At 52.5% G+C, this 17,068-nt stretch carries 16 protein-coding genes; all 16 read left to right on the top strand.

The genetic code is table 11. The features are described 5' to 3' along the window. The first annotated feature begins 16 nt into the window (after positions 1-16). The 16 genes from Q7K71_06655 (at position 17) to Q7K71_06730 (ending at position 16,984) form a co-directional block, all read left to right on the top strand. A complete protein-coding gene (locus Q7K71_06655; GenBank protein MDO8675774.1) occupies positions 17-733 on the top strand; it encodes a 50S ribosomal protein L25 in 717 nt (238 codons plus the stop codon). A 5-nt stretch (positions 734-738) separates the two neighbouring features. Further along, a complete protein-coding gene (gene pth, locus Q7K71_06660) occupies positions 739-1,311 on the top strand; it encodes an aminoacyl-tRNA hydrolase (protein MDO8675775.1) in 573 nt (190 codons plus the stop codon). Further along, complete coding sequence (rpsF, locus tag Q7K71_06665; GenBank protein MDO8675776.1) at positions 1,311-1,610, top strand: 30S ribosomal protein S6; 300 nt, start codon at positions 1,311-1,313, stop codon at positions 1,608-1,610. Before pth ends, rpsF begins: the two co-directional genes overlap by 1 nt. Before the next feature lie 20 nt (positions 1,611-1,630). Then, positions 1,631-2,095: a single-stranded DNA-binding protein gene (gene ssb, locus Q7K71_06670; GenBank protein ID MDO8675777.1), complete on the top strand. Its 465-nt coding sequence runs from the start codon at positions 1,631-1,633 to the stop codon at positions 2,093-2,095. After that, positions 2,092-2,403, top strand: a complete 312-nt coding sequence (gene rpsR, locus Q7K71_06675) for a 30S ribosomal protein S18 (protein ID MDO8675778.1) — start codon at positions 2,092-2,094, stop codon at positions 2,401-2,403. Before ssb ends, rpsR begins: the two co-directional genes overlap by 4 nt. A 5-nt stretch (positions 2,404-2,408) precedes the next feature. Continuing rightward, the gene (rplI, locus tag Q7K71_06680) at positions 2,409-2,852 is read left to right on the top strand and encodes a 50S ribosomal protein L9 (protein ID MDO8675779.1); all 444 of its coding nucleotides are present in this window, start codon (positions 2,409-2,411) and stop codon (positions 2,850-2,852) included. Next, complete coding sequence (dnaB, locus tag Q7K71_06685) at positions 2,834-4,171, top strand: replicative DNA helicase (GenBank protein ID MDO8675780.1); 1,338 nt, start codon at positions 2,834-2,836, stop codon at positions 4,169-4,171. Before rplI ends, dnaB begins: the two co-directional genes overlap by 19 nt. Positions 4,172-4,221: 50 nt before the next feature. Further along, positions 4,222-6,567: an outer membrane protein assembly factor BamA gene (bamA, locus tag Q7K71_06690; GenBank protein MDO8675781.1), complete on the top strand. Its 2,346-nt coding sequence runs from the start codon at positions 4,222-4,224 to the stop codon at positions 6,565-6,567. 44 nt (positions 6,568-6,611) lie between these two features. Next, positions 6,612-7,124 (top strand): OmpH family outer membrane protein, encoded by a 513-nt coding sequence (locus Q7K71_06695; protein MDO8675782.1) that lies wholly within the window; start codon positions 6,612-6,614, stop codon positions 7,122-7,124. A 9-nt stretch (positions 7,125-7,133) separates the two neighbouring features. Continuing rightward, complete coding sequence (lpxD, locus tag Q7K71_06700; protein MDO8675783.1) at positions 7,134-8,168, top strand: UDP-3-O-(3-hydroxymyristoyl)glucosamine N-acyltransferase; 1,035 nt, start codon at positions 7,134-7,136, stop codon at positions 8,166-8,168. 1 nt (position 8,169) lies between these two features. After that, the gene (lpxC, locus tag Q7K71_06705) at positions 8,170-9,501 is read left to right on the top strand and encodes a UDP-3-O-acyl-N-acetylglucosamine deacetylase (protein MDO8675784.1); all 1,332 of its coding nucleotides are present in this window, start codon (positions 8,170-8,172) and stop codon (positions 9,499-9,501) included. Positions 9,502-9,506: 5 nt separating this feature from the next. Continuing rightward, positions 9,507-10,283: an acyl-ACP--UDP-N-acetylglucosamine O-acyltransferase gene (lpxA, locus tag Q7K71_06710; GenBank protein MDO8675785.1), complete on the top strand. Its 777-nt coding sequence runs from the start codon at positions 9,507-9,509 to the stop codon at positions 10,281-10,283. Between the two features lie 104 nt (positions 10,284-10,387). Next, the gene (lpxI, locus tag Q7K71_06715; protein ID MDO8675786.1) at positions 10,388-11,197 is read left to right on the top strand and encodes a UDP-2,3-diacylglucosamine diphosphatase LpxI; all 810 of its coding nucleotides are present in this window, start codon (positions 10,388-10,390) and stop codon (positions 11,195-11,197) included. A gap of 67 nt (positions 11,198-11,264) precedes the next feature. Continuing rightward, a complete protein-coding gene (locus Q7K71_06720) occupies positions 11,265-16,199 on the top strand; it encodes a glycosyl hydrolase (protein ID MDO8675787.1) in 4,935 nt (1,644 codons plus the stop codon). A 168-nt stretch (positions 16,200-16,367) separates the two neighbouring features. Continuing rightward, positions 16,368-16,766: a type II toxin-antitoxin system VapC family toxin gene (locus tag Q7K71_06725; GenBank protein ID MDO8675788.1), complete on the top strand. Its 399-nt coding sequence runs from the start codon at positions 16,368-16,370 to the stop codon at positions 16,764-16,766. After that, a complete protein-coding gene (locus Q7K71_06730) occupies positions 16,763-16,984 on the top strand; it encodes a prevent-host-death protein (protein ID MDO8675789.1) in 222 nt (73 codons plus the stop codon). The genes Q7K71_06725 and Q7K71_06730 overlap by 4 nt, the downstream gene beginning before the upstream one ends. Positions 16,985-17,068: the final 84 nt, after the last annotated feature.

Here is a 17,068-nt window from a genome sequence, read left to right on the forward strand (position 1 = left end):
AAGGCAGGGTCATCCCATGGAAGAAATTCAATTCGACGTCCAATTAAGAAAAGAAGCGGGATCAGCCAATGCCCGCCGCGTCCGCCGCGCGGAGCTTATCCCGGCGGTGGTTTATGGGGGCGGTTTGAAACCCACCATGATCCAGGCCGACCGCAAGGCCTATAACCGCATCCATCGCCAGCATATGGGGGAGAGCCTCATCTATCACCTCAATGTGGCCGAAGGCGACAAGAAGGTCGCGGATTTTCCGGCCATCATCAAAGATATTCAGAGGCACCCCGTCAGTGAAGAGGTCATCCACATCGATTTTAACCGCATTTCCCTGGACAAAGAGATCGAGGTCAATATCAAGGTCATCACCAAGGGCGAAGCCATCGGCATCAAGCGCGACGGCGGCACCCTGGACCACACCTTATGGGAACTGGACGTCATCTGTTTACCGACCAATATCCCGCATCATTTTGAAGTGGACATCACGAATTTGGGCATTCACGACGCCATTCACGTGCGCGATGTGGTCCTGCCGGCGGGCGTGCGCACCAAACATGACCTTGACGCGGTGGTCGTGTCGGTGGTCGGTTCCACCAAGGAAACGGTGGCCGCGCCCACGGAAGAAGAGGCCGCCGCTACAGAGCCCGAGGTTTTGAAAGAAAAGAAGAAGGAAGAAGGCGAAGAGCCGGCCGCTGCCAAGAAGGAAGACAAAGAGAAAGAAAAAGACAAAGAGAAGAAGTGATCTAAATGCGGCTCATCGTCGGCCTCGGCAACCCGGAACCCCGTTACGTCCATACGCGGCACAATTTGGGATTTTTGTGCGTCCAGGCCCTGGCCGAAGGGCAGGGCGGTCGCTGGCGCAAGGCCTCTTTTGCGCAGGCCCTGACCAGCCGTATCGTGCTCGACGGTATTGAATGTTCTTTGATCTTGCCGCTGACCTACATGAACAATTCAGGGGTAGCGGTCAAACAGGCGGCCGCCAAAAGCGGCGTTGAACCCGGCGACATCATCGTCGTGTATGACGACATGGATCTGGATTTCGGGGACATGCGTTTGCGCGCCGCGGGAAGCGCCGGCGGACATAACGGGATCAAATCCGTTATTGAACATCTGGGGTCCAAAGATTTTGCCCGCCTGCGTTTGGGCGTGGGCAACCCTAAGCCCGGCGTCGATCCCGCGGACCATGTGCTGTCAGATCTCACTCCGGCTGAGTTAAAAAAACTCCCGGACCTTATCAACAATGCCCTTTCCTGCCTTCACATCTGGGGGACCGAAGGGGTCGAAAAAGCCATGAATGAGTTCAACAAAAGGAAGGTTTAATGAATAAGTACGAATTGGTTTACATCGTGGACGCCCACGCGCCGCAGGCCGCCAGGGACGAGATCAGCAAACAGGTCACTGAGGCGGCTTCAAAATCCGACGTGAAGGTCATCAATTCCCAGGTCTGGCTGGAACGCCACCGGATGAGTTTTCCCATCAAAAAAGTGTGGGAAGGGACGTATTACCTTTTGAACATCGAGGCCCCGATGGCCGCCGTCAACAAGATGCAGGCGTTCTTGCGGCTCAATGAGCAGATCTTGCGTTTCCTGGCCATCCGCCAGGAGAACAAAAGCGCGTAACATATAACGAAAGGCTGTCTATGGCGAGTTTGAACAAAGTCCTTCTGATAGGCAATCTCACGAAAGACCCGGAATTGCGCTACACCCCCAACGGCACGGCCGTGACCAATCTGCGTTTGGCCGTTAACCGCAAGTTCAAGGACCGCACCGGCGAACTGAAAGAAGACACGTGTTTTATCACGGTGACCGCCTGGGACAAACAGGCTGAGATCTGCAATCAGTATCTGCAGAAGGGCCGGGCGGTTTTTGTCGAGGGCATTTTGCAGTCCCGCTCCTGGGAGACCAGTGACAAGCAAAAGCGCAGCACCATTGACGTGCGCGCGGAGCGCATCCAGTTTTTAAGCGGCGCGCCCAAGTCGGCGGAAGGGGCCGCTGTCCCGCCTATCGGCGGGACCGGCGGGGTCAACCCCGCGATCGGCGGGGCTAAAGACACCAATGAACAGGACGAGGTCATCTCGCCTGAAGATATCGCATGGGAGGAATGATCATCATGGAAAACAGAAGGTTCGGTGGTAAGAAATTATCCAGGGAAGACCGCAATAAGAAGAAGTTCCGCCGGGACGGGGACGGTCCCCGGCGCATGGGAAGGATCCAGCGTTTCACCATCCCCAAGGGCACGGACATCAATTATAAGAACATCGCATTTTTGCAGAAATGTCTGACCGAGCGCGGCAAGATCCTTTCGCGCCGGCTCACCAGCGCCGACGCCGGCCAGCAGCGGCTTTTGAGCACGGCGGTCAAGCGCGCCCGCCTTCTGGGGCTTTTACCCGTCGGATCGACAAAAAGAAAGTGAAACCAATGAATATCATATTGACGCAGGACATGAAAGATCTGGGGCATATCGGCGACGTCGTCAGGGTCAAGGACGGCTACGCCCGCAATTATTTATTGCCCCGCCAGATGGCCATGGCGGCGACCGCCTCCAACATCAAACGCATGGAAAAAGAAAAAGCCGGCCGTCAGGCCGTTTATGAACAGCAGAAAGTCCAGGCCCAGGCCAAAGCCGCCGTAGTCGCCAAGATCTCTTTGACCGTTGCCGTCGAGGTCAATGACCAGGAAAAAATGTACGGCGCCGTGCCGGAAACAGAGATCCTCAAGGCCCTGGCAGCGGAAGGCCAGAAGGTGGACAAGAAAGACCTTGTCATCGAAAAGCCCGTTGAAGAATTAGGTATCTTTGAGATCGGCGTGAAACTCCACCCGGAAGTGATCGCGAAAGTCCGTTTATGGGTAACGAAGAAATAAGGGTCCCCCCGCAGAACATCGACGCTGAAAAAGCCCTGCTGGGGGCCATGATGATCGATGAAGAAGCGATCGGGACCGCCATCGAGCATCTCGACAGCTTTTATTTTTATGAGACCCGCCACCAGAAGGTCTTTGACGCGGTGCGCGACCTGTACGCCCAGCGCAAGAACGTGGACATCATCACGCTCTCCGATTTTCTCACCGGCAAGGGGATCCTGGAAGCCGTCGGGGGCCTCTCCTATCTGACCGAACTGGCGGATTTCGTGCCCACCTCCGCCAATGCCCGTTATTACGTGGACATTGTCAAGGAAAAGGGCATCCAGCGGCGGCTCATCAAGAATTCCACCGAGATCATTTCCAAAAGTTACGGCACCGACGTCAATGTGGACGAATTGGTGGATGCCGCGGAACAGCTCATCTTCGAGATCGCCACCGCCAAGCAAAGACAGCAGGCGGTCCACGTCAAAGACATCATCAAGACCGCCATTGAGACCATTGACCAGCTCTACCAGCACAAACAGGCCATCACCGGGGTGGCCACCGGATTCATTGATTTTGACCGCATGACCTCTGGTTTGCAGAAATCCGACCTCATCATCATCGCCGGCCGTCCATCCATGGGAAAAAGCGCCCTGGCGGGTTCCATCTGCGAGTATGCCGCCATTCACGGCAACGTTCCGGTCGCGATCTTTTCTTTGGAAATGTCCAAGGAACAGCTGGTCCAGCGCATGCTGTGTTCCCAGGCGCAGGTGGACGCGCACAAGGTGCGCACGGGGTTTTTGTCCCCGTCGGAATGGCCGCTGTTGACCAAGGCCGCGGGCAAACTGTCCAACGTCCCCATTTTTATTGATGATACCCCGGCGATCTCGGCTTTGGAATTGCGGGCCAAGGCCAGGCGGCTGAAGACCTCCCATAATATCGGGCTCATTGTCGTGGACTATCTGCAATTGATGGAGGCCTCGGCCAGGACCGAAAGCCGCCAGCAGGAAATTTCAGAGATCTCCCGGTCGCTCAAGGCGCTGGCCCGTGAATTGAACACGCCCTTGATCGCCATCAGCCAGTTGTCGCGCGCGGTGGAAAGCCGGCAGGACCACAGGCCCCAGCTGTCGGACCTGCGCGAATCCGGGGCCATTGAGCAGGACGCGGACGTGGTGGTGCTCCTCATGCGGGAGGAACAATATAACCCCACCCCGGAAAATCAGGGCATCGCGGAAGCCATCATCGCCAAACAGCGCAACGGCCCGACAGGGTCCCTCAAGTTGAAATTTTTCAAGGAATTCGTTAAATTTGCCAATTTGGAAACCGTCCACCATCAATAAAAACCTTTTGCCCATTGACACGGCCAACCCCAAACTCTATAATCAAAACCATGCGTAAAAAGACCCTTTTTATTTTTGTTTGCGCCTTCACTTTTTGTTTTTTCGCCGGCGCCAATATCCTTTGGGCCCAAGAAGTTACGGACCAGCAGCAGGCAGCAGCTCCCGCAGCCCCCGTCAAGATCGTCAAGGCCATTGATATCCGCGGCAACAAGTCCATCGGGATCGCCCAGGTCCTGGCGAAGATCAAAATACGCGTGGGACAGGAATACCTGGAGAACGTGGTCAGCGATGACCTCAAGCGACTGTATAATACCGGCCATTTCGCCGACGTGCAGATCGAGCATGAGGATCACGAGGGCGGGTATAAAGTCATTGTGCTTTTGAAAGAAAAGCCCATTGTTGAAGAGATCACCTTTTCCAAATTGCGCCATTTCAATACGCGCCATTTGGAAAGCAAAATGAAGACCAAGAAAGACAGGTTCCTGGACAATAAGACGGTCAAGGATGATGTCAATACCATTGAGGACCTTTATAAGAAGAAAGGCCTCACCCAGGTCAACGTGGACGTTGAGACATTTGTGGATGAGACCACCAACAAGGCCAGTTTGCATTTCATCATCCGCGAGGGCTGGCGCGTCAAGATCAAACGCATCGGTGTGTACGGCAACACCGCCTATCCGGACAAACGCATCATCAAGGTCATGAAGTCCCGCCCGGCATGGCTGTTCAACTCCGGGTTCCTGAAAGAGGAGGTCTTAGAGGAAGACATGACCCGCATCCAGTCTTTTTATGAGCAAAACGGTTACATCGACGCCAAGGCCGGCCATAAGATCGAAGGGCTGTATAAGGGCCTGGTCAACGTTGTCATCACCATTGAGGAAGGCAAGCGTTATTACGTCGGCGATGTGGTCTTCAGCGGTAATGCCGCCGCCTCCGAATACGAGATCAAGAGCAATATCAAGAACATGCGCGAGGGCAATGTGTTCAGCCGCGAGAAATTGGATGAGGACATCGGCAAGATCCGCGATTCTTATTTTGACCGCGGTTACATTTCCGCCAACGTGCAGGAGTCCACGTCGTTCAATACGGATACGGGCAAGGTGGACATCAGGATGGATATTAAGGAAGGCAATTTAGCGTATATCGACAAGATCAAGATCCAGGGCAACACCCAGACCCGCGACATCGTCATCCGCCGGGAACTGCGCATGTATCCCGGCGACCAGTTCGACGGAAAGAAGCTGCGCAAGTCCAAGGACCGCCTCAAAGACCTGGGGTATTTTGAGGACGTGGGCTACGACATTGAAGACACCGACAAACCGGACCAGAAGGACTTGATCGTGCAGGTCAAGGAAGCCAAGACCGGCAGTTTCTCTTTCGGCGGCGGTTACAGTACGGTGGACCGGATCGTCGGGTTCATCGAGATCGAGCAGAAGAATTTTGACATTTCCAAATGGCCAACGTTTACCGGCGGCGGCCAGGACCTGCGCGTGCGCGCGGAAGCTGGCTCCACCCGCCACAACATTGTGTTGAGTTTTACGGAGCCGTGGCTTTTCGATTATCCGGTTTCCGGGGGCTTTGACGTTTTTGCCACCCAGCAGAAACGCGACAGCACCACCGGTTACGCCTACGATGAAACACGTACCGGCGGCGATCTGCGTTTGGGCAAAAGGTTCGATGATCATTTCTCGATCGGGTCGACCTACCGGCTGGAACAGATCAAGATCAATAATTTGGACAGCGGCGTTTCCGCGGACCTGTCTGCCGAAGAGGGTACCAACGTGGTCAGCGCTCTCGGGTTTTCCACCACCCACGATCACCGCGACAGCACGTTAAGCCCCACGCAAGGATGGGTCATCCAGAACAATGCCGATTTTGCCGGCAGTTTCCTCGGGGGAGACAAGGATTTCTACCGTTTGCAGACATCGGGCAGTTATTATGTCCCGTTCAAGTTCGATGAATTGATCACGGTCCTGCAGATGAGCGCCAGGACCGGCCTGGTCAAGCCCTATGGCGATTCGGACAAGGTCCCTATTTTTGAGCGGTATTTCGCCGGCGGCGCGCGTTCCATCCGCGGTTACAATGAACGCCGGGTGGGGCCTTTGGACCCCGGCAGCAATGATTCCATCGGCGGTGAAGCCATGTTCGTCGGTAATGTCGAATACACGGTGCCCATTGTCGAGATCCTCAAGGCCGCGGTATTTTTTGATACCGGTAATGTCTGGAGCGATACGAAGGATTACGGTTCGGGCCTCAAAAGCGGCACCGGCTTAGGGCTGCGGGTCAAGACCCCCATCGGCCCCATCAACCTGGATTATGGTATTCCTTTGAACGATGAGCCCGGCGAAAGCAAGAGAAGCGGCAAGTTCTATTTCAGCGTCAGCCGTGGTTTTTAACGGGTCGTCCCGCCGCATTTTTTAAACAACAACAGGAGGGGTGTATGAAAGCGGTCAAATGTTTTATTCTAACGGTGGTGTTCGCTCTGACAATGGGGCTTTCAGCCCATGCCAAGGAGATGAAATACGCGTTCGTTGATCTAAGCCGCGTCTTCGATAATTATCAGAAGACCAAGGATTCCGACGCTGTCCTGCAGAAAGACAGCCAGGCATTCCAGAAGGAACGTGACAAGATGGTTGAGAAGGTCCGCGATGCCCAGGGCAAACTGGCCCTTTTGAAAGAATCTGAAAAGCAGAAAACGCAGGCCGACATCGATAAACAACAGGCCGACCTCATTGAATTCAATAAGCAAAAAATGACGGAATTGGCCAAACAGCGCGATGAGAAAGTCCGCGAGATCCTGCTGGAGATCGAAAAGAACGTCAGCGCAATGGCCAAGAAGGAAGGCTATGATATGATCTTCAACGACCGCGTTCTGGTCTATGGGGACCAGAGCATGAACCTCACCGAGAAGGTCCTGAAAGGCCTTAACGACAGTTATCCCGGAAAGAAATAACCAAAGCCCATGTCCCATTCCGTTGCCGATATCGCGCGTTGGGTCGGCGGCGAGATCACCGGCGATGGGAAAGCCCTGATCACCGGATGCGCCGGCATCGAAGAGGCGCAAAAAAGTGATATCACTTTTTTGGCCGACCGGAAATACGCGTCTTCGGCCAAGGCCACCCGGGCGGGTGCCATCATTGTTCCCCGGCAGGTTGTTTTGCCGGGGAAAACTTTTATACGGGTGGATAACCCGTCGCTGGCTTTCATTGAAGTGATGCGCCGGCTTTTGCCAGATCCTTCCCGCCATTTTCCTAAAGGCATACATCCAACGGCCGTCGTCGCCAAAGATGCTGTATTGGGCAAAGGCGTCGCCCTCGGCCCTTATACGGTCGTGGAAAGCGGCGCGTCTTTGGGTGAAGGGACGGTCGTGCACGGCCATTGTTATGTCGGGCCCGGGACTTCCGTCGGGAAAAATTGCCTTTTGTATCCCGGGGTCATCCTGCGCGAGCATATCACGGTCGGTGCCCGGGTCATCATCCAGCCCGGGGCTGTCATCGGTTCCGACGGGTATGGCTTTGTGACTGTGGAGGGCAAACACGTCAAATTGCCGCAGGTGGGCACGGTTGTCATCGGGGATGATGTCGAGATCGGCTCCAACGTCACCATTGACCGCGCGCGTTTTGACAAGACCGTCATCGGTGAGGGGACCAAGATCGACAATCTTGTCCAGATCGCGCACAACGTCATCATCGGCAAACATTGTTTGATCGTGGCCCAGGCCGGTGTTTCGGGCAGCACGCGCATCGGCGATCATGTCATTTTGGCGGGCCAGGCCGGTATCGTCGGGCATTTGACCATCGGCGACGGCGCCGTTGTCACGGCCCAGTCCGGGGTCAGCAAGGACATCAAGGCGGGCGAACAGGTGTTCGGGTCGCCGGCGCAGCCCATCAAAGACGCGTTTCGGGCCCGTGCCCATATCCAGCGGCTGGACCATTATGCGAAGACCATTAAAGACCTGAAGAAAAGGATCGAGGACCTGGAAAAGAAGGTCCGTTGATATGAACCAACACACCATCCAATCACCGGTCACCTTGTCCGGCACGGGGTTGCATACGGGGCAGAAGGTGACGTGCACCTTAAAACCCGCCGTGGCCGGGGAAGGCGTGCGTTTCGTGCGCATTGACCTGCCCGGGCAGCCGGTCATCAAGGTTTGTCCGTCATCGGCTGTCATGGACGCCGGGGTCACGCGCTGCACCATTGTGCAGGCCGACAGTGCCAGGGTATCGACCGTTGAACATTTATTGGCCGCTTTGGGCGGGCTGTCCGTGGACAATGTCACCATCGCGATCGACGGGCCCGAAGTGCCGGGTCTGGACGGCAGCAGTCTGGATTTCGCGGCGGCCATTAAGAAGGCGGGGATCGTTGAACTGAAAAGCGCCCCCCAAGATATTTTTGAGATCAGGGAACCGATCATCGTCACCCATAAGAACGCGTTTTTGGCCATCGTGCCCGCGCCGGAATTCAGCGTATCCTATACGCTGGATTACGACCACCCGGCTTTGCGTTCCCAGTTTTTCACCTTGTCCGTTGATCCCAAGACCTTTGAACGCGCATTGGCAGGTGCCCGCACATTTTGTCTGCAAGAGGAAGCGCAAGAGATCCGGGCCAAGGGGCTGGGCAAAGGCGCCGACCGCCACAATACCCTGGTCATGGGCAGGGACGGACCCCTGGACAATTCATTGCGTTTTCCCGACGAGTGCGCCCGGCACAAGGTTTTGGATATTGTCGGGGACCTGTTTTTGCTGGGATACGGCGTGCGCGGGGCCGTGGTCGCGACCAAGAGCGGCCATGCCTTGAACCGCGAACTCGTCAAAAAGATCGACGCCCAGCGCAAGAAATATGCCGCGACCGCTTTTGTTCCCGCCTCTCTGCCGTCGGGCGGGCGTGTTTTTACCATTGACCAGATCCAGAAGATCCTGCCGCACCGTTACCCGTTCTTGCTGGTGGACCGCGTCATTGAGGTCGAACAGGGCAAGCGCGGGATAGGCGTCAAGAACGTCACCATCAACGACGGGTTCTTCCAGGGGCATTTTCCGGCCAAGCCGGTGATGCCGGGCGTTTTGATGGTGGAAGCCATGGCGCAGACCGCCGGGGTCGTGGTTTTGACAAGTGGGCTGCACAGTGGTAAAGTAGCGCTATTCATGGCCATTGAAGCGGTCAAGTTCCGCAAGGTGGTTTCTCCGGGCGACCAGCTGCTGATGGAAGTTGAGATCATCCGCGACCGCGACCGCACCGCGAGCGTCAAGGGCACGGGCAGGGTGGACGGGGAGATCGTTGTTGAGGCCGAAATGCTTTTTTCGTACACGGACGCGTCCTACCTTTACGCGTGATCGTTATGTCTTTCATTCATCCAACCGCCATCATTGCTTCTGAGGCCCGTCTGGGCAAGGACGTGAGCGTCGGGCCTTATACGGTCATTGAAGGCCCTGTCACCATCGGGGATGGGACCGTCATCGGCGCCCATTGCGTTGTCGAAGGTCACACGACCTTAGGGGAAAAATGCGAGCTGTATACGGCCGCGGTCATCGGCAGCCGTCCGCAGGACAAAAAACACAACAGCAAAGACCAGGTGACCCTTAAGATCGGCAACAATAACATTTTTCGTGAATACGTCACCGCCAATCCCGGCACCGTCGAGGGCGGGGGCACGACGTCCATCGGCAATAACAATTTATTCATGGCCTGTTCCCACGTGGCCCATGACTGCCATATCGGCGATGACTGTGTCCTGGCCAATTATGTCGGCCTCTCCGGCCATGTGACCATTGAGGACCGCGCGCTCATCGGCGGCCTTTCCGGCGTGCATCAATTCGCCCGCGTCGGTTACATGTCCATCATCGGGGGGTGCTCCAAGGTGAACCAGGACGTGCCGCCTTATTCCATGGTGGACGGCAATCCCGCGACCTTAAGGGGTTTGAACGCCATCGGGATCAAGCGCGCCGGCATCCCTTCGGATACGGCTTTGGCTTTGCGCCGGGCTTTTAAAATTCTTTTTAATTCAGGGCTGGCCAGGGGCAATGCCCTCACACAGGTTGAACAACAGATGGGGAGCATTCCGGAAATTCAACGTTTGCTGGAATTCATTAAAAATTCTAAACGCGGGATCTCATGAAAACCATAGGATTGATCGCGGGGCGCTGGTCGGCCGAATAAGGCCGACCGTTTAGCGCGCCGGCGAGACAGTGAGCCGGCCGGGCAGCACAAGGAGGCGGCGTGTTGGCTAATAAAACTATCGGCCTTATAGCTGGGAACAGGCAGTTCCCTTTTTTATTTGCCCGGGCCGCCAAAGACCAGGGTTACAAGGTCGTGGCCGCGGGGGTTTGGGGGGACACCTCCCCGCTATTGGCCGCGTTCGCCGACGATTTCCGGTATTTTTACGTCGGACAGATGAAAAAGATGATCGCGTATTTTAAGGACAAGGGGGTCACGCAGGTCATCATGGCCGGACAGGTCAACCCCGATCATCTTTTCGATCCCCGTCTTGCCCTTGACGAAGAATTCGCTTCCCTGGAGGGATCCCTCAAAGACCGCAAGGCCGACACCATTTTTTCCGCCGTTGCCGGCAGATTGGGCGAACACGGCATGGCCTTGCTGGATTCAACATTCCTGCTCAAGAAATACCTGGCCCCCAAAGGCACATTGACCCACCGCGGTCCGACGCTGGCGGAACTGGCGGACATGGAATTCGGCTTCACCATCGCCAAACTCATGGGCGGCATCGACGTCGGGCAGACGGTCGTGGTCAAGGAAAAGGCCATTGTCGCCATCGAGGCCATGGAAGGCACGGACAATGCCATCGCACGCGGCGGCGCCATCGCGCGCGGCGGGGCCGTGGTGGTCAAGACCGCCAAACCCGCCCAGGACAACCGTTTTGATGTTCCTGTTGTGGGCCCGCAGACCATCCGCGTCATGGCCCGCGTCAAAGCCGCCTGCTTGAGCATTGAAGCCGGTAAGACCCTTCTCATTGACCGCGAAGCAACCGTCCGTCTGGCCGACCGTCACGGGATCTGCATCGTCGCTGCCTAGAAAACGCTTTCCCGAAAACCCCTCCAGGGCTTGTTTTAGGTGTATTTATATTCCATACTTGTAGTATATGAAATACCCCGTATTCCGTCGTTTAACCTGCGCTTTGGTCATTATTACCTTTACGGCAACGATGACCCCAGCTTTGCACGCACAGGAAATTTCGCTTCCTCAGCCCGGCGTCCGCGTATCCTTAAGCCCCGCCTTTAACCCCCCAGTCCTCAAAGGCCTCAAGGTCCATTCCGATAATCCGTTTCGTTTTGATTTTATCCTTGATCAAGGTGATTCCCTCCCCCTTGTGGGGAGGGCCAGGGAGGGGGACAAACAAGAACAACTCAAACAAGAAGCCAACAAACTCATCAAATACTTCCTCGCCTCTCTGACCGTGCCAGAGAAAGACCTCTGGGTCAACCTCTCTCCCTATGAGAAAGACCGTATCGTCCCCACATCTTTCGGTCAAACCGAGATGGGAAGGGATCTTCTGGCCCAGGACTATCTGCTTAAGCAAATAACCGCATCTCTGATCTATCCAGAGGATGAATTGGGTAAGACCTTCTGGAACAGGATCTACCAAGAAGCATCCAGGAGATACCATACAACCAACATCCCGGTCAATACATTCAACAAGGTATGGATCGTACCCGAGAAAGCCGTAGTGTACGAGAACGCGCAGGCGGGAACGGCTTACGTTGTCGAATCCAGATTGAAGGTGATGCTAGAAGAAGATTATTTGGCATTATCCAAAAATACCGTAGGGGCGCAATTTATTGCGCCCGATAAGGGTTCGATGAATCGAACCCCTACGGATGTTAATTCGTTGGGTTCCCAGATTATCCGTGAGATCGTCATCCCCGCCTTAACCAAGGAAATCAACGAAGGAAAGAACTTCGCCCAACTCCGTCAGGTCTACAATTCTCTGATCCTTGCCACCTGGTACAAGAAGAAGATCAAGGATAGTATTCTCAATAAAGTTTATTCCGATAGGAATAAAGTTTTAGGCATTGGTTACGATACGCCAACCAGGGGACATGTTGCTGGCACCGCCAGTGCCAGTAACGTGTCCCCAAGCACGCTGCCAAGCGACCCAGGGTTGAATGCGAAAGCACCCCAGGGAAACCCGCCCAACGATGTCGAAGCCATCTACCAGCAATACCTCACCGCCTTCAAGAAAGGCGTCTACAACTACATCAAAGAAGAACAAGATCCCATCACCCAACAGATTATCCCGAGGAAATATTTTTCGGGTGGTGTTAAATGGGGCATGGCAATGCTTCAAACAACAACAGATCAGGCCATGCTCCCGCAAGTAGTTTCCGATCATGCCGCTATTGTTCAGACAAATTTAAATCCAGCCGACCGTGCGATATTCAGTAATATCACCAGTAGGGCTGATTCAGCAGCTGCTAGCCGAAGAATTCTATCGTTTAATCAAGCTAAAATGGCATTTGCCGACTTCTTGCTAGGCAGAGATGGAAAAAGCAAACAAATTGTTGATTTGCCAAGACTAGTGGATAGCCTCAATGCAATGAATAAACCTACAAGAGAAAAATTCCTAGAGTGGACTGTGAATATGGATGATAATTGGTATCAGTATGGTTTATCCAATCATAGTAAAGCTAAATATCGTTCGCTGGCATTATTGTTAATGGAAATGGAAAGCCATAACCGAAATGCTCCGGCTATGAAACTTTGGAATTTTCTTTCCCAACGGTTTGGAGCGTCTCGTTTTCACACAGAACAATGGGTATCTTGGCAACCTGCAATTGACCAAAATCTGTTAAAGGATGTATTACGCATTGCGAAACGATATGGGCTGCGCGCTCATGGGACATTGAATTTTAACATGTTCGGGATCAATAAATATTCTGCTCTCAACGGTTTCTTTCAGAATGAATGGGGAATGCTTAATATCATGATCGATGGGAATCTGTCTCGGGGAAGCATTGGCCCTTTAGCGCCTGTTGAAGATGAAGGGAATCCGAATGTCGCGGCAGCATTATATGGCCCTTTTTATATTATTGTTGATAAACGTCAAGATGAAGTGCTGCCTGAGAGGCGTTTGAATGAGCATGACAGAGTTTCTCGAAAGGATCAGTTGATTTATCTTGTCCCAAGCGAAAAAGAAGTACTTTTTTTCAGTGAAGGTATTCGTGAAGCTTTGCATTTGGGCCTCATTGATCAGGGAATCGCTGACGAGGTATTATCAAAACTTATGACGTATGGACAGTTCGTGATTAATCAAGCCGCATTGGCTAATCTTGAAACTCCCGGTGGCATCGACTTCAAATCTGATAAAGTGGACAGCGCCCAATTAAGCCAAGACCGGGCGATGATGACCAGACGAAATTTTCTGTCTTCGTCGGTTGCGGCAGGTATTGGACTGGTATTACCAAATGCCACCCTTGGGCAATCACTCGCAGGCTTTGGCAGGACGCCTATACCTGATAAACCAGATCAGGTCCAAGTACGATCTATTACAGGTTTTGAAACCCATGGCAATCGATACAATCTCACTTTTGAGGGGTTTAATCATAATCAGGGCGTAATAAAATCGGCGGGGCGGCAAGCGCGGGAAGTGGGTCATTTTAATTTCTTTATTTATCCCAATGGGGGATCGATACTAAGGATTGTCGGAGAATTCCCGGGGATCAATGAATCCGCGCACTTCTTTTCAGTTAACCGGGATCGGGATAAGATCAATTATATAGGCTCCACCGATAACTCTGCAGCGTTAGGGGATATTGCTTTAAACGAAGGGTTATGGGTGCTTCTCGGTGAGTATTTAACGACAGGTTCTTTGCCTTCGGAATTTGACCAACAATTTAATATTTTATTTCCTCGTTGGGCGCCACTGAATTCTTTGACCGATCGATCGCCGTTTAATTTCTCAACAGGGCTCGTTAATGTTTTATCTCCGCGTTTTGTTCCTCCGGATGATAAAACGCTTTTGCTCGTCGGGCAGCAGCGAGACATCATTGAGGGTTATGTTCGCGCTGTTGGAGTGCCCGGTGGGTTTATGTCCTATACATCCATTAAACATTTGGAGGGATTAACCACGTTGGATGATTACGGCGGCGGAATTCAAGATGCGCAGGACCTGGTTGATCTGTATCCGAATACCGTCTTACAACTTGGTTTGTACATGGTGGATGAATTGAATAATGTAAATAGCGGTATATACGATGCGAATATTCGAAAGTTGGGGGAGTGGATCAAGCAAACAAGGCGTCCGGTGTATTTGCGCATTGGCTATGAATTTGATTTGCCCGACAATAAGTATAAGCCGCAAGAATATATAAAGGCCTATCAAAAGATCGTCGACATATTGAGACAGCAAAAGGTAACGAATGTATCGTTTGTATGGCATTCTGCAGTTTATCCGAGCCAAGAAAAATCTGCGCAGGACTGGTATCCGGGGGATGAATATGTTGATTGGGTCGCGATGACCCGTATGGATCCTTCACAAGATTTACAAGGGACTCGGTTAGCTCAGTGGGCCAGAGGGCACAACAAACCTTTTATGATCGCGGAGGCATCTCCGATGGGTCGGAAGACTACGGAGGAAAAGAAAGTATGGTTCGACACTCTTTTGCCATTTATCAGACAAAACAATATCAAGGCCCTTGGGTATATCAACAGTAATTGGGATGCATTGGGTTTATTTTGGGATAGGGGCTGGGGGGACCAGCAAGTGCAGAATGATCCGGCAATTCGTCAATTGTGGATGGACAGAGTCATCCAGGATGGTTCTTATTTGCAATCGTCAGCAGATCTATTCAGGCAATACCTCAATTTTAACCCAAGCCTTGACCGGGCGATGGCGGCCGCAGATCAGGCTGGGCCGGACGCGGCGATGAAGGTGACGCGGCGTACTCTTTTGAGAGGCGCGGGCGCTACGGTGGCGGTGAGGGTATTGGAGGGGGCGTTTGGCAGCCTTGCACTGCAGGCAAGCGGGAACACCAACGCTCCCGACAAGAATAGTGTTCTGGCGATGTCTTGGGATATCCTTGATAAGACGGCACTTCGGATGAATTTACCGAAAGCATTGCTTGAGAACATCAAGGCCGCGCTTCTGGAAGAGGCCACTAAAATATACTCAGAATACAAAGACACGCTTCCTCCAAGAGTACGCTCGATCCTCGGGGATGATTTTAGAAAGCCGGTTCCTTTTTACGCGCGGTGGCTTGTCAGCAGGTTTATCAAGAATGAGATCGAGCCAAGGATAAAATATCTCAGTAAATACACCGCCTTTCTTGACCCGGATGAAGTGGGTATCTTAGATTCTGAGCCGGATTTGGTGAAATATTTCGTTAAAAGAACCGTGAGGTTATACGCTGAAAGAGGTCCGGATTGGATGACCGAGGAAGAAGCGGCTAAAAGCGTGATCGGTCTGTTTGCTTACTTGATCAAAGAAAGTAATGGCAAGTTTCCTCTTTCGCAGGAGGAAATTGGCAATTATTATTATTTATTAAAGAGGGATAAACTCAATACCCTTACAGATTTCGATTTAAAGAATGTAAGGTTGGTGGAGGGTTATCGCGAAAGATTAAAGAAATATTACCGGATAAAATTTGCTCCGAATGAATTGCGTTGGGATATACAAAGTCAGAGAGGGGAAAGAGAGATTGTTCGGGTGGAATATCTACCGACCCATGATAATGTGCAAGTTATTGGATATGGTCTTGAAGAGTATAGTAAAATGGATCGTCGAGTGATCGCACTTTTGAGGTTGCGTGTTTATTTATCGGAGAAAAACGGGGGCGACCATCCGCAGACATCCACAGGCGGTATTGATTTCAATGCCGACAAGGTGGACAGCGCTTTTGCGGTGAAAAATAGCGGCGGCGCGATCAAATTTAACATCGACCCCGCCATGCTCCAGCAATTACAGGATTCCCCCGGTTTCGTGCCCGTGATCATCAACGTCAGTCCGCTCAAAGACCTGCCTGCATTTTTGGGATCAAACGACCCTGTTCCAGTGTCTTCCAAAGCCGCTGCCCTTTAGGTGAGAAATTAATACCTAATCCACATTTGGATTTACTAAACGAAATTCTACTTGCACATAGACAGGCAGGCGAAATTTATAGATTTAAGGTTTTTCTTGCGTCATTTCAATGCGCGTGGTATCTTTAATTGTACAATTGTATATTATTAATGGACGGCAGGAGGGGTCATGCGTTCGATCGTCGTTGATACTTCGGTTGTTTTGGCCGTTGCTTTGGGGGAACCAGAGAAGTTGAAGCTGGTTCGGATGACCAAAGGCGTTGCTTTATTGACCCCTGCTTCAATGAAATGGGAAATAGGTAACGCGCTTTCTGTTATGTTTAAGAAGAAACGGATCACGCTCAATGAAGCAAAGAAAGTTTGGGGCATTTGTATGGATATTCCGCTGCAATATGTGGATGTCGACCCTGTCAGGTCCCTTGAAATAGCTTTTGAGGGTGATCTGTATGCCTATGACGCGTATATGATCGCGTGCTGCCTTGAACGCAAGGCGCCATTATTAACGTTGGATCAGGTTTTATCGAAAAAGGCCGGGCTTTTTAACGTGTCCATGGAGGTTGTCATATGAAAATTTTTACCTATTCTCAATTTCGTCAAAAACTTGCCACCATTCTTGACTTAGCGCGCAGGGAAGGGCGGGTCATGATCAAACGCAAGGATGGCTCCTTGTTTAATTTGTCCCCCGCAAGGCGCAACAACGGATCGCCTCTGGATGTGCGTTCGCTTAAAACAAAAGTCACGACCGTTGATATTATCAACAGTGTCCGTGAAAGCCGTCAGCAGTAACCCCTGAAAATCTCTCCTTTGCGCTGAAAACCCCTTTGACACTCCCGTTGTATTTCTATATAATAAAATATCTTAGAACATAGT

The organism is Candidatus Omnitrophota bacterium, from assembly GCA_030650275.1.
Lineage (GTDB): Bacteria > Omnitrophota > Gorgyraeia > Zapsychrales > Fredricksoniimonadaceae > JACPXN01.